Origin of the sequence: Martelella sp. HB161492 (genome assembly GCF_013184775.1) — a bacterium.
GTDB lineage: Bacteria > Pseudomonadota > Alphaproteobacteria > Rhizobiales > Rhizobiaceae > Martelella.
The window spans coordinates 235,690-254,574 of record NZ_JAATVV010000006.1 but is presented as its reverse complement, the minus strand read 5'-3'; the positions used below and the strand labels follow the sequence as shown (position 1 = coordinate 254,574).

Annotated in this window: 16 protein-coding genes; 15 read left to right on the top strand and 1 reads right to left on the bottom strand. The window is 60.2% G+C overall.

What is annotated here, in order from left to right:
* The first annotated feature begins 50 nt into the window (after nt 1-50).
* The 9 genes from HCK86_RS12080 (at nt 51) to HCK86_RS12040 (ending at nt 8,099) form a co-directional block, all read left to right on the top strand.
* Entirely contained in the window at nt 51-989 is a 939-nt protein-coding gene (locus tag HCK86_RS12080; RefSeq protein ID WP_210259901.1) for a polysaccharide deacetylase family protein, read from the top strand.
* Nucleotides 989-1,918 carry a polysaccharide deacetylase family protein gene (locus HCK86_RS12075; RefSeq protein ID WP_176084722.1) on the top strand — a complete coding sequence of 310 codons (930 nt, stop codon included), beginning with the start codon at nt 989-991 and terminating at the stop codon, nt 1,916-1,918. The genes HCK86_RS12080 and HCK86_RS12075 overlap by 1 nt, the downstream gene beginning before the upstream one ends.
* A gap of 28 nt (nt 1,919-1,946) precedes the next feature.
* A complete protein-coding gene (locus HCK86_RS12070) occupies nt 1,947-3,368 on the top strand; it encodes an MFS transporter (RefSeq protein WP_176084721.1) in 1,422 nt (473 codons plus the stop codon).
* Nucleotides 3,369-3,371: 3 nt separating this feature from the next.
* The gene (locus tag HCK86_RS12065) at nt 3,372-4,850 is read left to right on the top strand and encodes an amidase (RefSeq protein ID WP_176084720.1); all 1,479 of its coding nucleotides are present in this window, start codon (nt 3,372-3,374) and stop codon (nt 4,848-4,850) included.
* Nucleotides 4,847-5,047 (top strand): hypothetical protein, encoded by a 201-nt coding sequence (locus HCK86_RS12060; RefSeq protein WP_176084719.1) that lies wholly within the window; start codon nt 4,847-4,849, stop codon nt 5,045-5,047. Before HCK86_RS12065 ends, HCK86_RS12060 begins: the two co-directional genes overlap by 4 nt.
* 83 nt (nt 5,048-5,130) lie before the next feature.
* Nucleotides 5,131-5,967, top strand: a complete 837-nt coding sequence (locus HCK86_RS12055) for a transporter substrate-binding domain-containing protein (protein ID WP_176084718.1) — start codon at nt 5,131-5,133, stop codon at nt 5,965-5,967.
* Between the two features lie 31 nt (nt 5,968-5,998).
* Complete coding sequence (locus tag HCK86_RS12050; RefSeq protein WP_176084717.1) at nt 5,999-6,745, top strand: amino acid ABC transporter ATP-binding protein; 747 nt, start codon at nt 5,999-6,001, stop codon at nt 6,743-6,745.
* 5 nt (nt 6,746-6,750) lie between these two features.
* On the top strand, nt 6,751-7,434 hold the full coding sequence (locus tag HCK86_RS12045) for an amino acid ABC transporter permease (protein ID WP_176084716.1): 684 nt from the start codon (nt 6,751-6,753) through the stop codon (nt 7,432-7,434).
* Nucleotides 7,431-8,099 carry an amino acid ABC transporter permease gene (locus HCK86_RS12040; protein WP_176084715.1) on the top strand — a complete coding sequence of 223 codons (669 nt, stop codon included), beginning with the start codon at nt 7,431-7,433 and terminating at the stop codon, nt 8,097-8,099. Before HCK86_RS12045 ends, HCK86_RS12040 begins: the two co-directional genes overlap by 4 nt.
* 81 nt (nt 8,100-8,180) lie before the next feature.
* Here the strand turns inward: HCK86_RS12040 and HCK86_RS24220 are convergent, their stop codons facing one another.
* Complete coding sequence (locus tag HCK86_RS24220) at nt 8,181-8,303, bottom strand: hypothetical protein (protein WP_281409602.1); 123 nt, start codon at nt 8,301-8,303, stop codon at nt 8,181-8,183.
* Between the two features lie 215 nt (nt 8,304-8,518).
* On the opposite strand from HCK86_RS24220, the gene HCK86_RS12035 reads away from it, so the two are divergent.
* The 6 genes from HCK86_RS12035 to HCK86_RS12010 all read left to right on the top strand — a co-directional run bounded on the left by HCK86_RS12035 (nt 8,519) and on the right by HCK86_RS12010 (nt 18,883).
* The gene (locus tag HCK86_RS12035) at nt 8,519-12,508 is read left to right on the top strand and encodes a molybdopterin-dependent oxidoreductase (RefSeq protein ID WP_176084714.1); all 3,990 of its coding nucleotides are present in this window, start codon (nt 8,519-8,521) and stop codon (nt 12,506-12,508) included.
* 33 nt (nt 12,509-12,541) lie between these two features.
* Nucleotides 12,542-13,138 carry an ANTAR domain-containing response regulator gene (locus HCK86_RS12030; protein WP_176084713.1) on the top strand — a complete coding sequence of 199 codons (597 nt, stop codon included), beginning with the start codon at nt 12,542-12,544 and terminating at the stop codon, nt 13,136-13,138.
* Nucleotides 13,135-14,352 (top strand): CmpA/NrtA family ABC transporter substrate-binding protein, encoded by a 1,218-nt coding sequence (locus HCK86_RS12025; protein ID WP_176084712.1) that lies wholly within the window; start codon nt 13,135-13,137, stop codon nt 14,350-14,352. Before HCK86_RS12030 ends, HCK86_RS12025 begins: the two co-directional genes overlap by 4 nt.
* A 265-nt stretch (nt 14,353-14,617) precedes the next feature.
* Nucleotides 14,618-15,991, top strand: a complete 1,374-nt coding sequence (locus HCK86_RS12020; RefSeq protein ID WP_176084711.1) for a CmpA/NrtA family ABC transporter substrate-binding protein — start codon at nt 14,618-14,620, stop codon at nt 15,989-15,991.
* 40 nt (nt 15,992-16,031) lie between these two features.
* Nucleotides 16,032-17,108 carry an ABC transporter permease gene (locus HCK86_RS12015; protein WP_176084710.1) on the top strand — a complete coding sequence of 359 codons (1,077 nt, stop codon included), beginning with the start codon at nt 16,032-16,034 and terminating at the stop codon, nt 17,106-17,108.
* An 11-nt stretch (nt 17,109-17,119) separates the two neighbouring features.
* Nucleotides 17,120-18,883, top strand: a complete 1,764-nt coding sequence (locus HCK86_RS12010; protein WP_176084709.1) for a nitrate ABC transporter ATP-binding protein — start codon at nt 17,120-17,122, stop codon at nt 18,881-18,883.
* The last annotated feature ends 2 nt before the right edge of the window (nt 18,884-18,885 follow it).

Below are 18,885 nucleotides of genomic sequence, written 5' to 3'. Positions count from 1 at the left end.
CTAACGTTTAAAACTGTTGTTTCAATTGTATGTTTTACGGGACTGCCATCATGGCCAAGGATAACCTGGCGCTTCAAGATCAGCTTGATACCGGTCAATATCGCTATGCACCGATGCGGGGCAGGCCAAAGCTCGTCTGGCCAAACAATGCGCGTCTGGCATTCTGGCTGGCACCGAATATCGAGCATTATGAGTGGCTTCCGCCGATCAATCCGAACCGCAATCCCTTTCCGCGCGTCAATCCGGATGTGCTGAACTATTCGGTACGCGATTTTGGCAACCGTGTCGGCTTCCGCCGGCTGGCAAAGGAAATGAGCAAGCGGAACCTTCGCGGTTCGGTCTCGCTTTCGGTCTCGGTCTGCGATCACTATCCGGATATCATCAGGGAATGTAACGATCTCGGCTGGGAGCTCTTCAGCCACGGCATCTACAACACGCGTTATTTTTACGGCATGACGCTGGAAGAACAGCGCCAGGTCGTGATCAATTCGCGTGAAACGCTGGCAAAGGTCGGCCAGCGCCTCGATGGCTGGCTCACCCCCGCCATCACGCCGAGCATCGAAACCCAGGAAATCCTGGCGCAGGAGGGCGTGCGCTACACGCTCGACTACTTCCACGACGACCAGCCGATGCCGCTTGATCTGAAGTCCGGAAAGCTGATCACCGTACCCTATTCCATCGAGATGAATGATGTTCCGTTCGTCGTCTGGAACAACGCGACACCGGACGAAATCTTCCTGTCACTCAAGGCGCAGTTCGACCGGCTCTATGCCGAGGGTGCCGAAAGCGGCCGCGTGATGTGCTTTGCGCTGCATCCCTTCGTCTTCGGACAGCCGCACCGTATCGACGCGCTCGCCGAATTCCTCGACTATGTCAAATCGCATGATCAGGTCTGGTATCCAACGGCCCGCGAGATTGCCGACTGGTATTACGAAAACCACTACGACACGATGAAAGCCTGGCTCGCGAGCCTTGAGGGAGCGTTCTGATGACCCTGCCGACCGGACCCTCCTATCTCGAAACACCGATGCGCCGTCAGGCCGCCATGGATCATGATTTCTACGCCTGGCGCGACAGCTGGAGCGAGGCCCGCCTCACCCTGCCGGGCAATGCCAGGCTTGGCATCTGGATCCAGCTCGCCGTTGAATGGTTCCCGCTCAATATTTCCGGCAAGCCTTTCCTGCCGGTTGGCGCACCCTATCGCCCCTGGCCCGACACCCAGACCTATACCCAGCGCGACTATGGCAACCGCATCGCCATCTACCGCATGCTGGATGCACTCAAGGCCCGCGGCCTCAAAGCCAGCGCCTTCATCAATGCCCGGGTCGCCGAACGCTACCCGATCCTGATGAAACATGTTCTTGCCGACGGTCTGGAGATCGTCGCCGCCGGTCTCGACGCCGGGGCCATTCACCACGAGGGGCTTGGCGAGGCGGAAGAAGCGCGGATGATCGCCGATGCGCTTGCGATCTTCAAAACCTTCGGCGTCACGCCCGATGTCTGGCATTCGCCGTCCTGGTCGCAATCGACCCGCACGCCGGGTCTTCTGAAGGAGGCGGGCTTTGCCGCCATGGCCGACTGGGTCAATGACGAGGCGCCCTATCTCTTCAACACGGGCGCCGGCGAAATCATCGCATTGCCGACCTCCATGGAACTGTCGGACCGGGAAATGCTCGCCATGCGCAAGCACCCGCTTCAGGATGTCGAGAAGAGTTTCATCGCCGCAGCGAAACGCCTGCTGGCGGAAGCCGACGAAAGCGGTTTTTCCCGCCTTCTGACGATCAATGTCTCACCGTGGCTCATGGGGCAGCCTTACAGGATCGCTGCCTTCGAGCGCATTCTCGATGCAATTTTCGCCCTGGAAGGAACCGTCGACCTCGATGCCACGACCATTATCAACGCCATGAAGAAGCCCTGACCGGCTTCACGATCCGCCAAAGACCCAGATGACCATTGTCTCCACCTCCACAAGGGAGGGCGGCCTGATGCTGCTTTCCCTGGCGATATCGACTGCCTTCCTGATGGAAGGGCTCGACAGCACCATCATGGTCGCTGCGATCCCGGCCATCGCGGCGGATTTTCATATCGAACCGCTGCGCATCAATCTGGCGATCTCGGTCTATCTGATGACGCTGGCGGCGGTCATTCCGGCAAGCTCCTGGCTCGCGGATCGCTTCGGCGCCAAACGCACCTTCCTGCTGGCCATGGCGCTGTTCATGCTGTCCTCGCTTGCGGCAGCCTTTGCCCAGAACCTGACGCAGCTCGTCTTAATGCGCGCGCTGCAGGCCGTCGCCGGCGCCCTGATGACGCCGGTCGGGCGGCTGCTCCTCATCCGCTCCGCCCCGAAGGACCAGCTGGCAAACGCCATCGCATGGATGTCGATGCCGGCGCTGATCGGCCCGGTTCTGGGGCCTCTGCTCGGCGGCTTCATCGTCACCTATGCCTCCTGGCCGTTCATCTTTCTGGTCAAGATGCCCTTCGGCATTCTCGGCATGATCTTCGCCGCCCGGCTGCTGCCGCCGGATGAGCCCGGAAAGCGCTACGATTTCGATCTGCTGGGCTTTGCCTATTGCGCCGCTTTCCTTGGCGCCGTGCAATTGCTGCTCGATCAGCTGGTCCATCGTTTCCTGTCGCCCGTGGCGATCATTGCCCTGATCATCCTTCTGCCCGTTGCAGCGCTCGCCTATCTCCGCCATGTCCGGGGACGGCCGATCCCCGCCCTCGATCTCAGCCTGCTGAAGCTCAAGCTCTTCCGGATCGGCTTCTTTGCCGGGGGGCTGTCGCGTCTCGGTTTCAACGCTCTTCCCTTCCTGTTCCAGCTGCAGCTGCAGCTCGGTTTCGGCTGGTCGGCGGCCGACGCGGGCAGTGTGGTCTTCGTCATTGCGGCAAGCGCGATCCTTCTCAAACCGATGATGCGGCGCGCGCTCGCCCGTTTCGGCTTCCGCATCACCCTGGTCGGCAATGCCATGCTGGGGGCGGCAATCACCGCCGTCCTCGGCTTTGTTGGCCCGGATACGCCGGTCGCGGTGATGGTTGTGCTGGTGTTTCTGTTCGGCGTGATGCGTTCCCTGCAGTTCAACACCACGAATACGCTGCTCTTTGCCGAAATTCCGCGCGAACGCCAGAGCGCCAGCACCTCGCTCGGCGGCGTCGGCCAGCAGCTCTCCATGGGGCTTGGCATTTCGGTGGCTGCCGTTCTGGTGGCGCAGTTGCAGGCCTTCGGATTGAGCATTGCCGCCGAGGCGATCTCGGTTGCGATCTTCATTGTTGCCGGGCTGACCGCCCTGTCCGGTCTTTTCTTCCTCCGACTGAACCAAGCCGATGGCGCTGACGTGAGCCGCCACAGGGCTGCGAATGCAAGGAACTGAGCGATGCTCGAAGAAGAAACCACATCCGATCGGCGCGACGGGGACCTGGCAGGTCTCACGGTTGCGGAAGGATCACGCCGCATCGCAACGGGCGATATTTCCCCCAGCGCGCTTCTGGACGCCATCCTTGCCAGGATTGATGCCGTCGATGGCGTCATCCATTCCTATCTGCGCATGGATCGCGAGGCTGCGGCAAAGGCCGCCGAAGCGGCAACAGGGCGCGCTCAGGCCGGAAGAAGGCTCGGCCCGCTCGACGGCATTCCCTTTGCGGTCAAAGACAATATTTATACATCCGGCCTTCCCACGACGGGCGGTTCCCGTGTGCCGCAACGCCACGACCCGGCCACCCATGCTACGCTGGTTGCCCGGTTGCAAGCGGCGGGCGCCGTGCTGATCGGCAAGGCGAACACCTGGGAATATGGCACGGGCACCGGTTCAGTCGAATTCGACCTTGACGCACCGCCGGCCCGCAACCCCTGGAACCCCGGACATTTCACCGGCGGTTCCTCGACCGGTTCGGCCGCAGCCGTTGCCGCCGGCACGGCCGCCTTTGCCATCGGCACGGATACCGGCGGCTCGGTGCGTCTCCCGGCCGCCGCCTGCGGTCTCGTGGGCCTGAAACCGACCTTCGGCCGCATCAGCCGCCACGGCGTGATGCCGAACTGCTGGAGCTTCGACACGCCCGGCCCGCTGACGCTGACGGTCGAGGATGCGGCGATGATCTATGACGTTATCGCCGGTCATGATCCGCTCGATCCCGAAAGCCTGACGGCGGCAGTCGAGCCGACCCTTCCCGCATTGAAAGAGGGGATTGCCGGACGGGTAGTCGGCTTCGTCAAGAACCTCGATCCCGGCGGGGCGCCACCGGAACCTTCGATTGTCGACGCGCTGTCGCGCAGTGCTGCTGCGCTGCAGGCCCACGGCGCCATCGTCCGCGAGATCGAGCTGCCCATTGCGCCATCCGAATACCGCGCCATCAGCATGCCGATCAACCGGAGCGAAAGCTTCTCGATCCACGAACAGGACTATCTCGAACATCGCCACCTCATGGGCCGTTCGCTTCGCGAGAAGCTGGAGATGGGCATGTATCTCAGGGCCGCGGACTATATCGCCGCCCTGCGCCAGCGCCGCATTCTGGCGGCGAGAACCGATGCGGTTTTCTCGGACGTGGACATTGTGCTGCTGCCGATGACCTATCGCACGGCACCAGACATCCATGATCGCGAGGCGGTGATTTCCTTCACCACCGGCTCGGCCGGAAGCCCGTTCTCGCTGACCGGCCATCCGGCGCTGGCCCTGCCTGCGGGCTTTGATCAGAACGGCCTGCCCATATCGGTGCAGCTCGCGGCCGGATACCGCCAGGAGGCCCTGCTGCTGCGCGCTGCCTTCGCGCTCGAGCAGGCACTGACCCCCGAGCCGGTACGGGCAGAACCGTCACATATTCTCGCCGGTGCGCCGGCAGCCATGGAGCAGGCACGATGACAGACAATCAGGACAGGATGCGTGTCGCGGTGGAAGCGATCTGGATCGGTTGCGGCGAGACGCCGCCAAGCGGTCAGGCGCTCGAGACCGCAGCCGTCTCGCTGGCCGGAGCCCTGAAAGCCGGCAGCAAAATTCCACGCGTTCTGGACAAGACCCTTTCACCACTGGTCGGACCAAGACGCGACCTGGACCCATAAGAAGCATCACACCGGGATGAAACACCCAACCGCCCTCAATTCGAGACAATGAGCGACCAACAGAGAAACCAAGGGGAATACCAATGAAGACCATTTATGCTCTGGCAACGCTGCTTGCCCTTGCTTCCACCTCCGCCATGGCTGCGGAGCCAGCGCTCAAGAGCGCGCTTGACGGCAATGCTCCGCCCTTTGCCCAGCCCAAGATGGACGGGTCGATCGAAGGCCTGACCGTCGACATGACCGCCGAGATCTCAAAGCGTCTCAACCGCGACATCACGATTGACGCCATGTCGTTTTCTGCCCTCCTGCCGGCGCTGCAGGCCGGAACCTATGACATGCTGTCCGTGCCGCTGACGGTGACGCAGGAACGCTCCGATGCCTTTCTGCTGACCGAAGGCATCTGGTCGGGCGACCTTGCTTTCGTGATCCCGGCCAATGCGCCGGCGCTGACGAGCTATGACCAGCTGAAGGGCAAGGTCATCGCCGCCAACAAGGGCAATGCGGATGAGAAATGGGCCCGTGAACAGGCCGACAAGATCGGCTGGACAATCGAGTCCTATGCCTCGCTCACCGATGCGGCCCAGGCCGTGCAGGCCGGTCGTGCCGATGCGGCGATCATGAACGTGCCGACGGCGCTCACGCTCGCCAAGAAGAACCCGGCGCTGAAGGCTGCCGATCTTCGTGAATCGACCGGGCGCTACTTCTCCTATGCCATTCCGAAATCATCGCCCGAGCTGCGCCAGCAGGTCGAATATGCGATCGAATGCATCAAGGCGGATGGCACGGCCGCGAAGCTTTACGACAAGTGGCTTGGCGAAGTGCCGGCAGAAGGCTCGCTCGAGGTGACGCCGCAGCCCGGCATCGGCCCGGTCGGTCTCGGCAATTATGATCCGACGCCGCACGAACTGACCTGCAACTGAGCCCGGCGCCAACAATCTGAGGCCATAAGTCATGTCGACAACGACCGCAAAATCCATCCTCGAGATCCATGCCCTCTACAAGTCCTTCAACGGGACCGAGGTGCTGAAGAACATCAATCTCCGCGTCTATGAGGGGGAACTGGTGTTTCTGATCGGACCTTCCGGATCGGGAAAATCCACGCTTCTGCGTTGCTGCAACAGGCTGGAGGAACCGAGCGATGGTGCGATCGTTGTCGATGGCGTCAACATTACCGCGGTGACAACGGACATCAACCAGATGCGCCAGCGGATCGGCATGGTGTTCCAGCAGTTCAATCTCTATCCGCACATGACGGCGGAGCAGAACGTCATGCTGGCACTGCGGCGGGTTCAGAAGAAATCGCTCGCCGAGGCCCGCGAAATTGCCCATCGCGAACTGGAACGCATGGGGCTCGGCACCCGTCTCACCCATTATCCGAACCAGCTTTCGGGCGGTCAGCAGCAACGTGTCGCCATTGCCCGCACGCTGGCGCTCGGCCCCAAGGTGATGCTGCTGGACGAACCCACCTCCGCGCTCGATCCGCAGCTCGTCGGCGAGGTGCTGCAGGCGATGCGCGAACTCAAGGACGAGGGCATGACCATGCTTGTCGTCAGCCATGAGATGCGCTTTGCCCGGGAGGCTGCGGATCGCGTCGCCTTCATGGAGGCCGGTCAGATCGTCGAGCTTGGCACGCCGGCCGAGCTGATAGCCCGCGGGCCGGAAAGCCGGGCCAGTCAGTTCCTCGCACACGGACACTGAAGCCCATGGATCTTTCAGGCCTCTCAGACCTCTTTCTCAATCCTGCTGTCGCACGGGAATATCTGCCAGACCTTCTGCGCGGCGCCTGGATCACAATCTATGTCTCCGTCGCGGTCATCGGCGCCGGGCTGGTTTTTGGTCTTGCCCTTGCCTTGCTGCGGCTCGTCTCGCATCCGGTGATCGTCTGGCTTATCCGCTGGTGGGTCGACTGCTTTCGTGCCGTCCCGCCGCTTGCCGTGGTCCTGCTCCTCTATTTCGGACTACCGAGCATCGGCATCATGATGTCGGCGCCCTGGGTCTTGTGGCTGACATTGACCTGCATTCTGGCAGCCTTTGCAGAAGAAATCTTCTGGGCCGGCATTTCCGCCGTTGGCCGCGGTCAGTGGGAAGCCGCCAGATCAACGGGTTTGACGAGTTCTCAGACGCTTCGTGACGTGGTCCTGCCGCAAGCCTTCAGACTCTGCGTCCCGCCTCTGACGAACCGCGCGCTCGCCATTTCGAAGAATACGGCGCTTGGCACCGCGATCGGCATGCCGGAACTTCTCAACGAAGCCCAGACCGCATTGTCCTTTTCCGGCAATGCAACACCGCTCATCCTGGCATCGCTCATCTATCTCATCATCTTCATACCGCTGATGAGTCTGGCCGGCTATTTCGAAAAACGTATGTCCTGGGGCGCGCGCCGATGACCGAGCTTATCGATCAGTTCTTCAACCTCGACATCATGCGACAGGCGCTGCCCTATCTCTTGATAGGCCTCGTGATTACCCTTGCGCTGACAGCCATCCTGGCGCCACTCGGCACAGGGATCGGCCTTGCGCTGGCGCTTGCATCCGACAGTCGCAGCCCGGCTATCCGCTATCTTGTCAGGGGTTGGGTCAATGTCTTCCGAACCATGCCGCCGCTGGTGCTGATCATCGTCACCTTCTCGGCGCTTCCCTTTCTCGGGCTTCGCCTTCCGGCCATGGCCTGCGTCGTGATTGCGCTGCTGCTCAACAACACCGCCTATTATTGCGAGATCATCCGCGCCGGTCTGGAATCGGTTTCGCCGGGACAATCCGAAGCGGCACGTTCCACCGGGCTTGGCAGCTTTGATACACTCCGCTTCGTGGTTCTGCCGCAGGCGCTGCGCAACGTCCTGCCGGATCTGGCGTCAAACACGATCGAAGTGGTCAAGGCGACCTCGCTTGCCTCGATCGTCGGTGTTCATGACCTGCTCTATGCGGCAACGACGATCCGCTCGGTCACCTTCAATACCTCGGCATTGACACTGGCAGCGGCAATCTATCTGCTGATCCTGCTTCCGGCTGTTCGCCTGACGACGCGACTGGCCCGCAAACCCGAACAGGCATGAGCCAAATTTCCGGAACAGCCAACCCAGCCAGGTCGGTTTCCGGCCTGTGACGGTGAGGCGCCGTGAGGAGCATTGCCAAGGTTACCGTGCATTTTCCTGCAGCCGGCGCAGGCAGCGAACAACCAGGATCAGCCCGCCGGAAACAGAAATATGGAAGGGCCCGGCGGCGGCATCACGGACCAGGCTTGCAACCTTGGCCACCATAGCCTATTCTCATGACCGGATGTCCAACGGCGGGCATTTTATCGCGAAGCTGCGGATCTTTGATCGTTCTTCTGGAACGTTTCAGATGATGCCGTGGCTTTTTTGTTTTTCAACGTAATCCGCGACGAAAAACGATGCCGCCGGTTGGATTCTTTCGCCCACAAAGCCATCGCTTGTTCACGTTCGCTGATTTGCACCTGAGGTGGCAATCTGCCATGGGCGTCAATTCGGAAAAGTCTGCCTGTCCCTATTGCGGCGTCGGTTGCGGCGTCGTCCTTTCGGTAAAGGATGGCAAAATCACCGGCATATCCGGTGACAGGTCCCACCCTGCCAATGGCGGACGGCTTTGCACCAAGGGGAAAACGGCGCATCAGGCGATATCGGCGCCCGGCAGGCTGGAAGCGCCGCTTGTGCGCAGCCGCCGCGATGAACAGAGAAGACCCCTTGCCATGCCGGAGGCAATTGCCGAGGCGGCAAGGCGGCTGAACCGGATCGCAGACCGGCATGGACCTGATTCTGTTGCCCTTTATGTGTCCGGTCAGATGTCGATGGAGGCGCAATATCTGGCCAACAAGCTCGCAAAGGGCTTTCTGCGCACGCGCCACATCGAATCCAATTCGCGTCTGTGCATGGCCAGTGCCGGTACCGGCTACAAGCTTTCCCTTGGCGCTGATGCTCCGCCGGGTTCCTACGACGATTTTGACAAGGCCGATCTCTTCTTCGTGATCGGTGCGAATATGGCCGATTGCCACCCCATCCTGTTCTTGAGAATGATGGACCGGGTCAACGCCGGTGCCAAGCTTGTCGTTGTCGATCCGCGGCGCACTGGTACCGCCGAGAAGGCTGATCTGCATCTGCGGCCAAGGCCCGGGACCGATCTCGCCCTTCTCAATGGCCTTCTGCAGATGATCGTCGAGGCAGGCGCGACGGATCAGGATTTCATCGACCGCTTCACGACGGGCTGGGACGAGATGCTGGGCTTTCTTGCCGACTATACGCCCCAGCACGTTGCCTCGATAACGGGCATTCCCGTTTCAGAACTTCATCAGGCCGCCCGAATGATCATCGAAGCCGATGCCGTCATGAGCCTCTGGACCATGGGGCTCAATCAATCGGTACAAGGCACGTTCAATACCAACGCAATCTGCAACCTGCATCTGGCGACCGGCAAGATCAGCAAGCCGGGTTCCGGGCCGTTTTCGCTGACCGGCCAGCCAAATGCCATGGGTGGGCGCGAAATGGGCTATATGGGGCCGGGCCTTCCGGGCCAGCGCTCGGCGCTGGTCGCCGAGGATCGCGCCTTTTGCGAAGAGAGATGGGGTCTGGCTGCGGGCACAATTCGCGCCGAGGCAGGGCGCGGTACGATCGGCCTTTTCGAAGATATCGAGAAAGGCGAGGTGAGGGCGATATGGGTCATCTGCACAAACCCGGTGGCCAGTGTTGCAGGGCGCGAAACCGTCCGGCGGGCGCTGGACAAGGCCGACCTCGTCATTGTTCAGGACATCTTCGCCGAGACAGAGACGACCGCCTATGCAGACATTGTTCTGCCTGCGGCCACCTCGTTCGAGGCCGATGGCGTCGTCGTGAATTCCGAGCGGAACATGACACTGACCCGAAAAGCAGTTGCGCCGCCCGGTGAGGCAATGCCGGACTGGCAGATCATCGCAGCCATTGCCTGTGCCATGGGCTATGGTGACGGCTTCACTTATGCGAGTGCCGCGGATGTTTTCGACGAAATTCGTGGCTTTGCCAATCCGTTGACCGGATATGACATTTCTGCCGCCAGTCATGAGCGCCTGATGGAAGGCCCGATCCAGTGGCCAGCGGCATCGCCCAGTCTGGAGCGGCGCAATCCGCTTCGTTACCGAACCCCTGAAGGGGGTTTTCGCTTTGCAACGCCAGACGGGCGGGCCCGGTTTCTGCCGCGCCCGCATGTTGGCCCTGCCGAACAGCCTGATGACGAATTTCCGTTCATTCTGAACACCGGGAGACTTCAGCATCAGTGGCATACGATGACGCGCACGGGAAAAGTTGACGCACTCAGAAAACTCAACGCAGCGCCTTTTGTCGAAATCCATCCGCGCGATGCCGTTGCACTCAACCTTCAGGCTGGCGACAAACTTGAAATAAGGTCGCGCCGGGGGCACGCAATCCTGCCGGCCGTCGTTACGGATCGCGTCGTCGAGAAAAGCCTGTTTGCACCATTTCACTGGAATGACCTGTTTGGCGAAGGCCTTTCAGTCAATGCTGTGACCGGTCATGCAACAGACCCCTATTCCCTGCAGCCAGAGTTCAAGGTAACGGCGGTGCGGCTGGCCCGTGTCCCGACAGCGAAACCGGCGGTCGATGGCCATGCGCTCATGGCAGTAAAGCCGGAGCTTGCCGGCATTGCTGCGGCTTTGGGGGTCAATATGGCCGACCCACTGCCGCTGGATGAGACCGGACTCGGCTGGCTGAAAGGTTTTCTGATCGGGCTTCGAGCACGTAAGGATGGCACAGTTCCAGCCATTCCCGATGACGCACCGCTCTCTCAACCCGCGCGTCTTGTCGTCAGCGGCATGCTGGCAGGCCTCTATGCCTCTGCCGCCAAACAGGCGATGCCCCTCGATGAGGATGAACTTTGCATTTCCTTTGCATCGCAGACCGGTACGGCTGAAGCGCTCGCATCCGAGCTTGCCGAGGGGCTTCGGGCGGCTGGCAGGCAGATCAAGCTGTTGTCGCTTGATGACCTTTCGCTGGAGGCGCTTTCGGCGTCGCGCCGGCTCATTGTCATTGCAAGCACGTTTGGCGATGGTGATCCCCCGGATAATGCTTCGGGGTTCTGGGCCGATCTCATGGGCGGAAATGCCCCGGATCTCAGCGCTCTGACCTATCAGGTGATCGCACTCGGCGACAGCACCTATGGCCAGTTCTGCGGCTTCGGTACCAAGCTCGACGCCCGTCTCGCCGCGCTTGGCGGCAAATGTGTGAAACCGGTTGAGAAATGTGATGCGGGCGAGGAGGAGCGGGCGGCGGCGGCGGCCGAACACGCTGCCAGCGCCCTTTCGGAACGGGGCGCGCGAACAGTCTCTGCTGTTGAAAAGAAGGCGCCGCGCCGCGCCCGCAGGCAATTGATCAAGACGCAGTTGACGCTCAATCGCCTTCTCAGCAAACCCGGAAGCGCAAAGGAAGTTCGCCAGTTCGGTTTCAGCTGTGGGGGCGATCTTTCCTATGAAGCCGGCGACGCGCTTGGTGTCGTGCCGCGAAACTGCCCGGCACTCGTAGCGGAAACCATCTCTGCGCTTGGTCTTGATCCGGAGATTGCAGTCCCGACGCCTCTGGGCGAGACAACGCTCACGGCGGCATTGGGCAGGACCTATGAGATCGCGCGACCGTCGCCCGAATTTCTGTCCTGGTGGGCGGAGCGCTGCGGCGATGCGGCGCTTCGGTCAATGCTCGGTGCAGACGACCAGACTGCACGCGATAAATGGCTCTGGGGGCGCCAGGTTGCCGACATTGTTTCGGCATTTCCCGCGCAGGTGGATGCCGCGGAATTCGTCGCGCATCTGAAGCCTCTTTCCCATCGGCTCTACTCCATCGCCTCCAGTCCCAAGGCGCATCCCGACATGGTTCACCTGACCGTTTCGGTTTTGCGGCATGCGCATCACGGGAACCCGCGCAAGGGTGTTGCGTCGACATTCATGGCGGACAGGGCTGACACGGACGCCGTTGAGGTTTTCGTCCAGAAACAGGCACATTTTCGCCCGCCCGCCGACCCTGATCGCGGTGCAATCATGGTCGGTCCTGGCACAGGCATTGCGCCGTTTCGGGCTTTCCTGCAAGACCGGCAAGCCAGCGATGCCAGGGGTGGGAATTGGCTGTTTTTCGGTGAGCAAAATCGCGAGGGCGGTTTCTATTACGAGGATGAAATGCAGGCTTGGCTCAAGAGCGGGCACCTCAACCGCATCGAAACGGCCTTTTCCCGCGATCAGGCGGAGAAGGTCTATGTTCAGCACCGCATGCTGGAGAATGGAGCCGATGTCTGGGCCTGGCTTCAGGACGGGGCGCATTTCTATGTCTGCGGCGATGCCGGGCGCATGGCCAGGGATGTCGAACAGGCGCTGCTGTCAATCGCCGCAACCCATGGCGGCCTCGATGGCGATCGGGCCAAAGCATGGTTGCTGCAGCTTACAAAGGAGAAGAGATATGCTCGCGATGTCTATTGACGGCATGCTTTGCATCGGCTCTTTTCTTCGATCATGAAGCCCAGCGACCTCACGATCCTCGTCATTGATGAAAATGCCATTCGCGCCTCGATTATCGAAGAGGGGTTGCGGCTGGCAGGGCACACAAATGTCACGGTGACCCATGAGCTGGTTGGTGTTGCCCGGCTGGTCGAGCGGATCATGCCCGATGTCATTGTCATCGACATAGAGAACCCCAATCGGGACATGCTTGAAAGCTTCTTCATCCTGTCGCGTTCGGTGCGCCGGCCGATTGCCATGTTCGTTGACCGCTCGGATACCAACGAGATCCAGTCTGCGATCGAGGCCGGTGTGTCTGCCTATGTTGTTGATGGGCTGAAGAAGGAACGGGTCAAGCCGATCCTTGATATGGCGATTTCGCGCTTCAATGCCTTTTCTCGGATGGCGCAGGAGCTTGAAGAGGCCAGGAGCCAGCTTGAAAATCGCAAGGTGATTGATCGCGCCAAGGCCATCATTATGAATTCACGCGGGCTGGATGAAGCCGAGGCCTACGGCATGTTGCGGCGCGCGGCGATGGATCAGAATCGCAAGATCGTCGAGATTGCCCAAAGCTTGATCATGACCGCGAGCCTTCTGGAGAAGGGCCCATGACAGATATTTCCATCGGTTTCGTTCCTCTTCTCGACAGCGCGATTGTCATTAGCGCAAAAGAGAAAGGCTTTTTCGCCGAGGAGGGACTGAATGTTCAGCTGACGCGAGAAACATCGTGGAGCGCCATCCGTGACAGACTGGCCGTGGGGCATCTGCAAGGTGCGCATGTTCTGGGGCCAATGCCAATTGCTGCCAATCTCGGCCTGTTTCCGCTTTCACCGCAACTGATTGCCCCCATCGCGCTCGGCCTTGGCGGCAACGCGATCACCGCCTCGGCGGAACTGGCAGAGGCGATGGCGGCGCACGGTGATGACGGCTCGCTGGACGCGGCTGCCTCGGGGCGCGCGCTCAGGGCCGTCATCGAAGAGCGCAAGGCGGCAGGCCGACCGCCTTTGCGTTTTGGTGCCGTTTATGTGTTCTCCGGGCATAATCTGGAACTCAGATACTGGCTTGCTGGAAACGGGATCGATCCCGATCGTGATGTCGAGATCGTCATACTGCCGCCCCCCTTCATGCCGGATGCGATGGCCGCCGGCACGATTGATGGCTATTGCGCCGGTGAGCCCTGGAATACGATTTCTGCCCGCCGCGGCATTGCCCGGGTGGTTACCGTCAAGCCGAAGATCTGGAGATCAAGCCCGGAAAAGGTTCTGGCGCTCTCCGCGCGCTTTGCCGAGGAGCATCCGGATACAATACAGGCGCTTCTGCGGGCGCTTTATCGCGCGGCAAACTGGTGCGGCAGGCATGAGAACCATGCGGAACTTGCCGAGATCCTCTCCCGCCCGGCGCATGTGAATGTCGCGCGGGAGGTTCTGGAGCCACTGCTTGACGGCATGCTCGCCGTGTCTGCCACAGGCAGCCGCACTGTTGAGGACTTCTTCATTACCGATCGCAAGGCCGCAACCTTTCCATGGCAAAGCCATGCGCTCTGGTTCTACAGCCAGCTCGTGCGCTGGGAACTTTGCAGTCATTCACCGCGCAATGTCGAGATTGCCCGCAACAGCTACCGCCCGGACCTCTATCGTCAGGCCCTTGCCCCCCTTGGCGCGCCGCTGCCGGGGGCAAGTCTCAAGGTCGAGGGCGCGCTGACCCGCCCCGAATCCGTTGGCGCCAGTGCCGCCGGTCTGGAACTTGGTCCGGATGGTTTCTTCGACAGCCAGATTTTCGACCCTGACCTGATTGATCAATATATAGCCAGTCAGCGAAAAGGGTAGGTCTGGCACGTGCAGGCAGCGACAGTTGATGGCATTTTTGCACAAAAAATGATCATGTTTCATGTCTGCAAAAAAATAATGCCTTTCTTCCGTTTTGCGACTTGTCGTGAAAAGGCTTTTATGGTTATCTAAAATACAGAATTCGCGTCCAACGAAGGGCGCATGGCAACGCCGCCAACAAACTCACGGACCTTTATGGTCGGGGCTTTGTTTGGCGGTTTTTTTGTTTTTCCCCACATCAAATCATATCACTCAGGAGGACGCGATGCGCCAGTTCCTTTGCACTGCCACTATGCTCTGTTCGACGTTCCTGACGGTGGCGACCGCTCAGGCAGACATGCTCATCCCTGAAAAAGATGAGTTGACGTTCGGCTTCATCAAGTTGACCGATATGGCGCCGCTCGCCATTGCCAAGGAAAAGGGTTTTTTCGAGGATGAAGGCCTTTACGTGACGCTGGAACCGCAGGCGAACTGGAAAGTTCTGCTCGACCGGGTCATCACTGGCGAGCTTGATGGCGCGCATATGCTGGCCGGTCAGCCGATCGCCTCGACAATCGGCTTTGGCACCAAGGCAGACATCGTCACCCCCTTCTCCATGGACCTGAACGGCAATGCGATTACGGTTTCCAATGCGGTCTGGGAGCAGATGAAGCCGCATCTCGAACTGGGTGCCGATGGCAAGCCGGTCCACCCGATCAGCGCCACGGCGATGAAGCCGGTCGTCGATGCCTATCACGATGCAGGAAAGCCCTTCAACATGGGCATGGTTTTCCCCGTCTCGACGCATAATTACGAGCTGCGCTACTGGCTCGCCGCTGGCGGCCTGCGGCCAGGATATTATTCACCCAATGATATTTCCGGCCAGATCCAGGCGGATGTCCTGCTCTCGGTAACACCGCCGCCGCAGATGCCCGCGACGATGGAAGCTGGCACGATCGTTGGCTATTGCGTCGGTGAACCGTGGAACCAGGCTGCCGTCTTCAAGGGTATTGGCGTTCCGGTTATCACGGACTACGACATCTGGAAGAACAACCCCGAGAAGGTCTTTGGCCTGACAAAGGAATTTGTCGAAGACAATCCGCAAACCACGCTCGCCATTACCAAGGCCTTGATCCGCGCCGCAAAATGGCTGGACGCTGACAACAACGCCAATCGGCAAGAGGCGGTGGAAATTCTGTCCCGCCCGGAATATGTCGGCGCCGATGCCGAAGTCATCGCTGCTTCGATGACTGGAACTTTTGAATATGAGCAGGGCGATCTGCGCCCGGCCGAGGACTTCAACGTCTTCTTCCGCTACAACGCGACATATCCTTACTACTCCGATGCCGTCTGGTACCTCACGCAGATGCGTCGCTGGGGCCAGATCCCGGAATTCAAGGATGACAGCTGGTATGATGACGTTGCCCGTTCGGTCTATCGTCCGGATCTCTATCTGCAAGCGGCGGAGCTTGTGATCGAGGACGGCAATGCTACGCGCGACGAATTCCCGTTCGATACGGATGGCTATCGTGACGTCACGGCGGATTTCATTGATGGCGTCGCTTACGACGGCCGCAAGCCCAATGAATACATAGACTCCCTGAAAATCGGCCTGAAGGGGCACCAGAGCATCGAAGGTGTTGAGGTCGTCGGCCAGTAGGGCCGACGCTTCCATCCCTGCAGCCGAGAGGAACAGCAAGATGACGATTGTGACTGAGCCATTCGACGCGGAAGCGACCGCCCGACGCGAGCGACGCATCGCCAAGATCAACGGGATCGCCCGGTTTGCAAGGCCTTTCGGTCTTGGTTTCACCGTGCCGCTGATGAAACTTGCCGTCGGCGATACGCCGGCGGAACAATGGGAGGACCTGAAGCAGACGCTGCTGGTCCCCCTGATCGGCATTCTTGCCTTTCTGCTGGCCTGGGCCGTGCTGGCGCCGCGGGTCCAGACATCGCTTGGCGCGATTCCGGGTCCGGCAGCGGTCTGGGAGCAGGCCGGCGCCCTTGTCGACGACTATTTCGCCGAACAGGAGAAGGCCAGGGAGTTCTATGCAAGACAGGACGCGCGGAACCAGAAGCTGATCGAAGCTGGCCAGGCCGACCGTGTGAAGGTTCGTCCCTATACCGGCCGCCCAACCTATTTTCATCAGATTCTGACCTCGCTGCTGACGGTTGGCCTTGGCTTTGTGATCGGCACAGTCATTGCCATTCCGGTCGGGATTGCCTGCGGCCTGTCGAAAACCTTCAATGGCGGCATCAACCCGCTGATTCAGATCTTCAAACCGGTTTCGCCGTTGGCCTGGCTGCCGATCGTAACGATGATTGTCTCAGCACTTTATGTCAATCCGAGTGATCTCCTGCCAAAGTCCATGGTGATTTCGGCGGTGACTGTCACGCTCTGTTCGATCTGGCCGACGATCATCAATACGGCCTTGGGCGTTGCCTCGATCGATCGTGATCTCGTCAATGTCGGCAAGGTGCTGCAGCTGTCGACATGGACCACGATCCGCAAACTGGTGCTGCCCTCATCGCTTCCCCTGATCTTCACAGGACTGCGTCTTTCCCTTGGCGTTGGCTGGATGGTGCTGATCGCTGCCGAAATGCTGGCTCAGAATCCGGGCCTTGGAAAATTCGTCTGGGATGAATTCCAGAACGGTTCGTCCAGCTCGCTTGCCCGCATCATGGTCGCCGTCTTCACGATTGGCATCATCGGCTTCTTCCTCGATCGGGTCATGTTCGCCCTGCAGTCAGCCTTTACCTACTCAGCGAACCGATAGGACAACGAACCATGGCCGCAATTCTAGAACTCAGAAACGTCGCCAAATCCTTCGGTGCTGGAATCCACAGAAACGATGTGCTCAGCGATGTCTCCCTTGCCGTCGAAGAAGGCGAATTCATCGCAATTCTTGGATTTTCCGGTGCAGGAAAGTCGACTTTGATCTCAATGCTGGCCGGGCTGTCCAGACCTGACAGTGGCGACATCCGTTTTCGCGGAATGCCCGTGGTCGGCCCTGCTCCGGAGCGTGGCGTTGTATTTCAGAATTACGCGCTGATGCCGTGGCTGTCGGTGACGGCCAATGTCGCCCTTTCCGTTGATGCGGTGCATTCGGACAAAAGCAAGACAGAGCGTGCCGCGCTGGTTGAGACATACGTTACCATGGTCGGGCTGTCCCATGCGCGGGACCGCAAGCCGGCCGAGCTGTCCGGAGGCATGCGGCAGCGTGTTTCGGTCGCCCGCGCATTGGCGATGCAGCCGGAGCTCTTGCTGCTCGACGAACCACTCTCCGCGCTTGATGCACTGACGCGTGCGAAATTGCAGGACGAGCTGGCCGAAATTTCGCAGGTGGAGAAAAAGACCATCGTTCTTGTGACGAATGATGTCGACGAAGCCATTCTCCTGGCTGACCGCATCGTACCCTTGACGCCTGGCCCGAATGCAACATTTGGTCCGTCATTCAAGGTTGACCTGCCGCGTCCACGCGATCGCGCGGAGATGAACTCCGACAAGGCCTTCATCCGGATCCGCGGAGAGGTCACCCAGTATCTGATCGATATCAGTACTGCCGGGAAGGCTGCAGCCGAGATGGTGCGGACGATACCGGACATTCTGCCCATTACGCTCTCGAGAACCACCAAGCCCTTGCCTGCAGCCTATGCCGCACGCGCGGGCTCATCGATCGAGGATCGTTATGTGGAGTTCTCGGATGTCGTCAAAACCTACCCGACGCCGAAGGGGCCGCTGACTGTGGTTGACGGTTTCGAGCTGAAGATGCGCAAGGGCGAGTTCATTTCGGTGATCGGCCATTCGGGCTGCGGCAAGTCCACCGTTCTGTCGATGGCGGCGGGTCTCAACCCGATCAGCTCCGGCGGCATCATCCTCGACGGGCGCGAGGTCGCCACAGCCGGTCCCGACCGTGCCGTCGTCTTCCAGGCACCATCGCTGATGCCCTGGCTGACCGCCCGCGAAAACGTCGCGCTTGGCGTTGACCGGGTCTATCCGAAGGCCAGTCCGGCAGAGCGGAGAGACGTTGTTGAGTATTATCTCGAGCGGGTCGGACTTGGCGATGCGATGAACCGGAATGCCTCGGAGCTTTCCAACGGCATGAAGCAACGCGTCGGCATCGCACGTGCTTTCGCCCTGTCACCCAAGCTCCTGCTGTTTGATGAGCCGTTTGGGATGCTCGACAGCTTGACCCGTTGGGAATTGCAGGAAGTGCTGATGGATGTCTGGTCGCGTACGAAGGTGACGGCCATCTGCGTCACGCATGATGTGGACGAGGCGATCCTGCTCGCTGACCGGGTGGTGATGATGTCAAATGGACCACGTGCAAAGATCGGAAATATCATGGAGGTTGATCTTCCGCGCCCGCGATCGCGCAAGGCCCTGCTCAGCCACCCGGACTATTACGCCTATCGCGAGGAGCTGCTCGAATTCCTCGAGGCCTATGAGGGCGGCGCCAATCCGGATGAAGCGCAGCTGTCCGCCATTCGTGAGAAGCGGGCGGCCCGTATCGCCCGTCAGTCATCAGATCAAATTCAGGCAGCGGAGTGAAT

Bases quoted from the DNA above. Each gene is read 5' to 3' on its own strand.
- HCK86_RS12025 (WP_176084712.1), top strand. From the start codon at position 13,135: ATGACAGATATTTCCATCGGTTTCGTTCCTCTTCTCGACAGCGCGATT.
- HCK86_RS12075 (WP_176084722.1), top strand. From the start codon at position 989: ATGACCCTGCCGACCGGACCCTCCTATCTCGAAACACCGATGCGCCGT.
- HCK86_RS12050 (WP_176084717.1), top strand. From the start codon at position 5,999: ATGTCGACAACGACCGCAAAATCCATCCTCGAGATCCATGCCCTCTAC.
- HCK86_RS12035 (WP_176084714.1), top strand. From the start codon at position 8,519: ATGGGCGTCAATTCGGAAAAGTCTGCCTGTCCCTATTGCGGCGTCGGT.
- HCK86_RS12030 (WP_176084713.1), top strand. From the start codon at position 12,542: ATGAAGCCCAGCGACCTCACGATCCTCGTCATTGATGAAAATGCCATT.
- HCK86_RS12065 (WP_176084720.1), top strand. From the start codon at position 3,372: ATGCTCGAAGAAGAAACCACATCCGATCGGCGCGACGGGGACCTGGCA.
- HCK86_RS12015 (WP_176084710.1), top strand. From the start codon at position 16,032: ATGACGATTGTGACTGAGCCATTCGACGCGGAAGCGACCGCCCGACGC.
- HCK86_RS12080 (WP_210259901.1), top strand. From the start codon at position 51: ATGGCCAAGGATAACCTGGCGCTTCAAGATCAGCTTGATACCGGTCAA.
- HCK86_RS12060 (WP_176084719.1), top strand. From the start codon at position 4,847: ATGACAGACAATCAGGACAGGATGCGTGTCGCGGTGGAAGCGATCTGG.
- HCK86_RS12045 (WP_176084716.1), top strand. From the start codon at position 6,751: ATGGATCTTTCAGGCCTCTCAGACCTCTTTCTCAATCCTGCTGTCGCA.
- HCK86_RS12040 (WP_176084715.1), top strand. From the start codon at position 7,431: ATGACCGAGCTTATCGATCAGTTCTTCAACCTCGACATCATGCGACAG.
- HCK86_RS24220 (WP_281409602.1), bottom strand. From the start codon at position 8,303: ATGGTGGCCAAGGTTGCAAGCCTGGTCCGTGATGCCGCCGCCGGGCCC.
- HCK86_RS12020 (WP_176084711.1), top strand. From the start codon at position 14,618: ATGCGCCAGTTCCTTTGCACTGCCACTATGCTCTGTTCGACGTTCCTG.
- HCK86_RS12010 (WP_176084709.1), top strand. From the start codon at position 17,120: ATGGCCGCAATTCTAGAACTCAGAAACGTCGCCAAATCCTTCGGTGCT.
- HCK86_RS12055 (WP_176084718.1), top strand. From the start codon at position 5,131: ATGAAGACCATTTATGCTCTGGCAACGCTGCTTGCCCTTGCTTCCACC.
- HCK86_RS12070 (WP_176084721.1), top strand. From the start codon at position 1,947: ATGACCATTGTCTCCACCTCCACAAGGGAGGGCGGCCTGATGCTGCTT.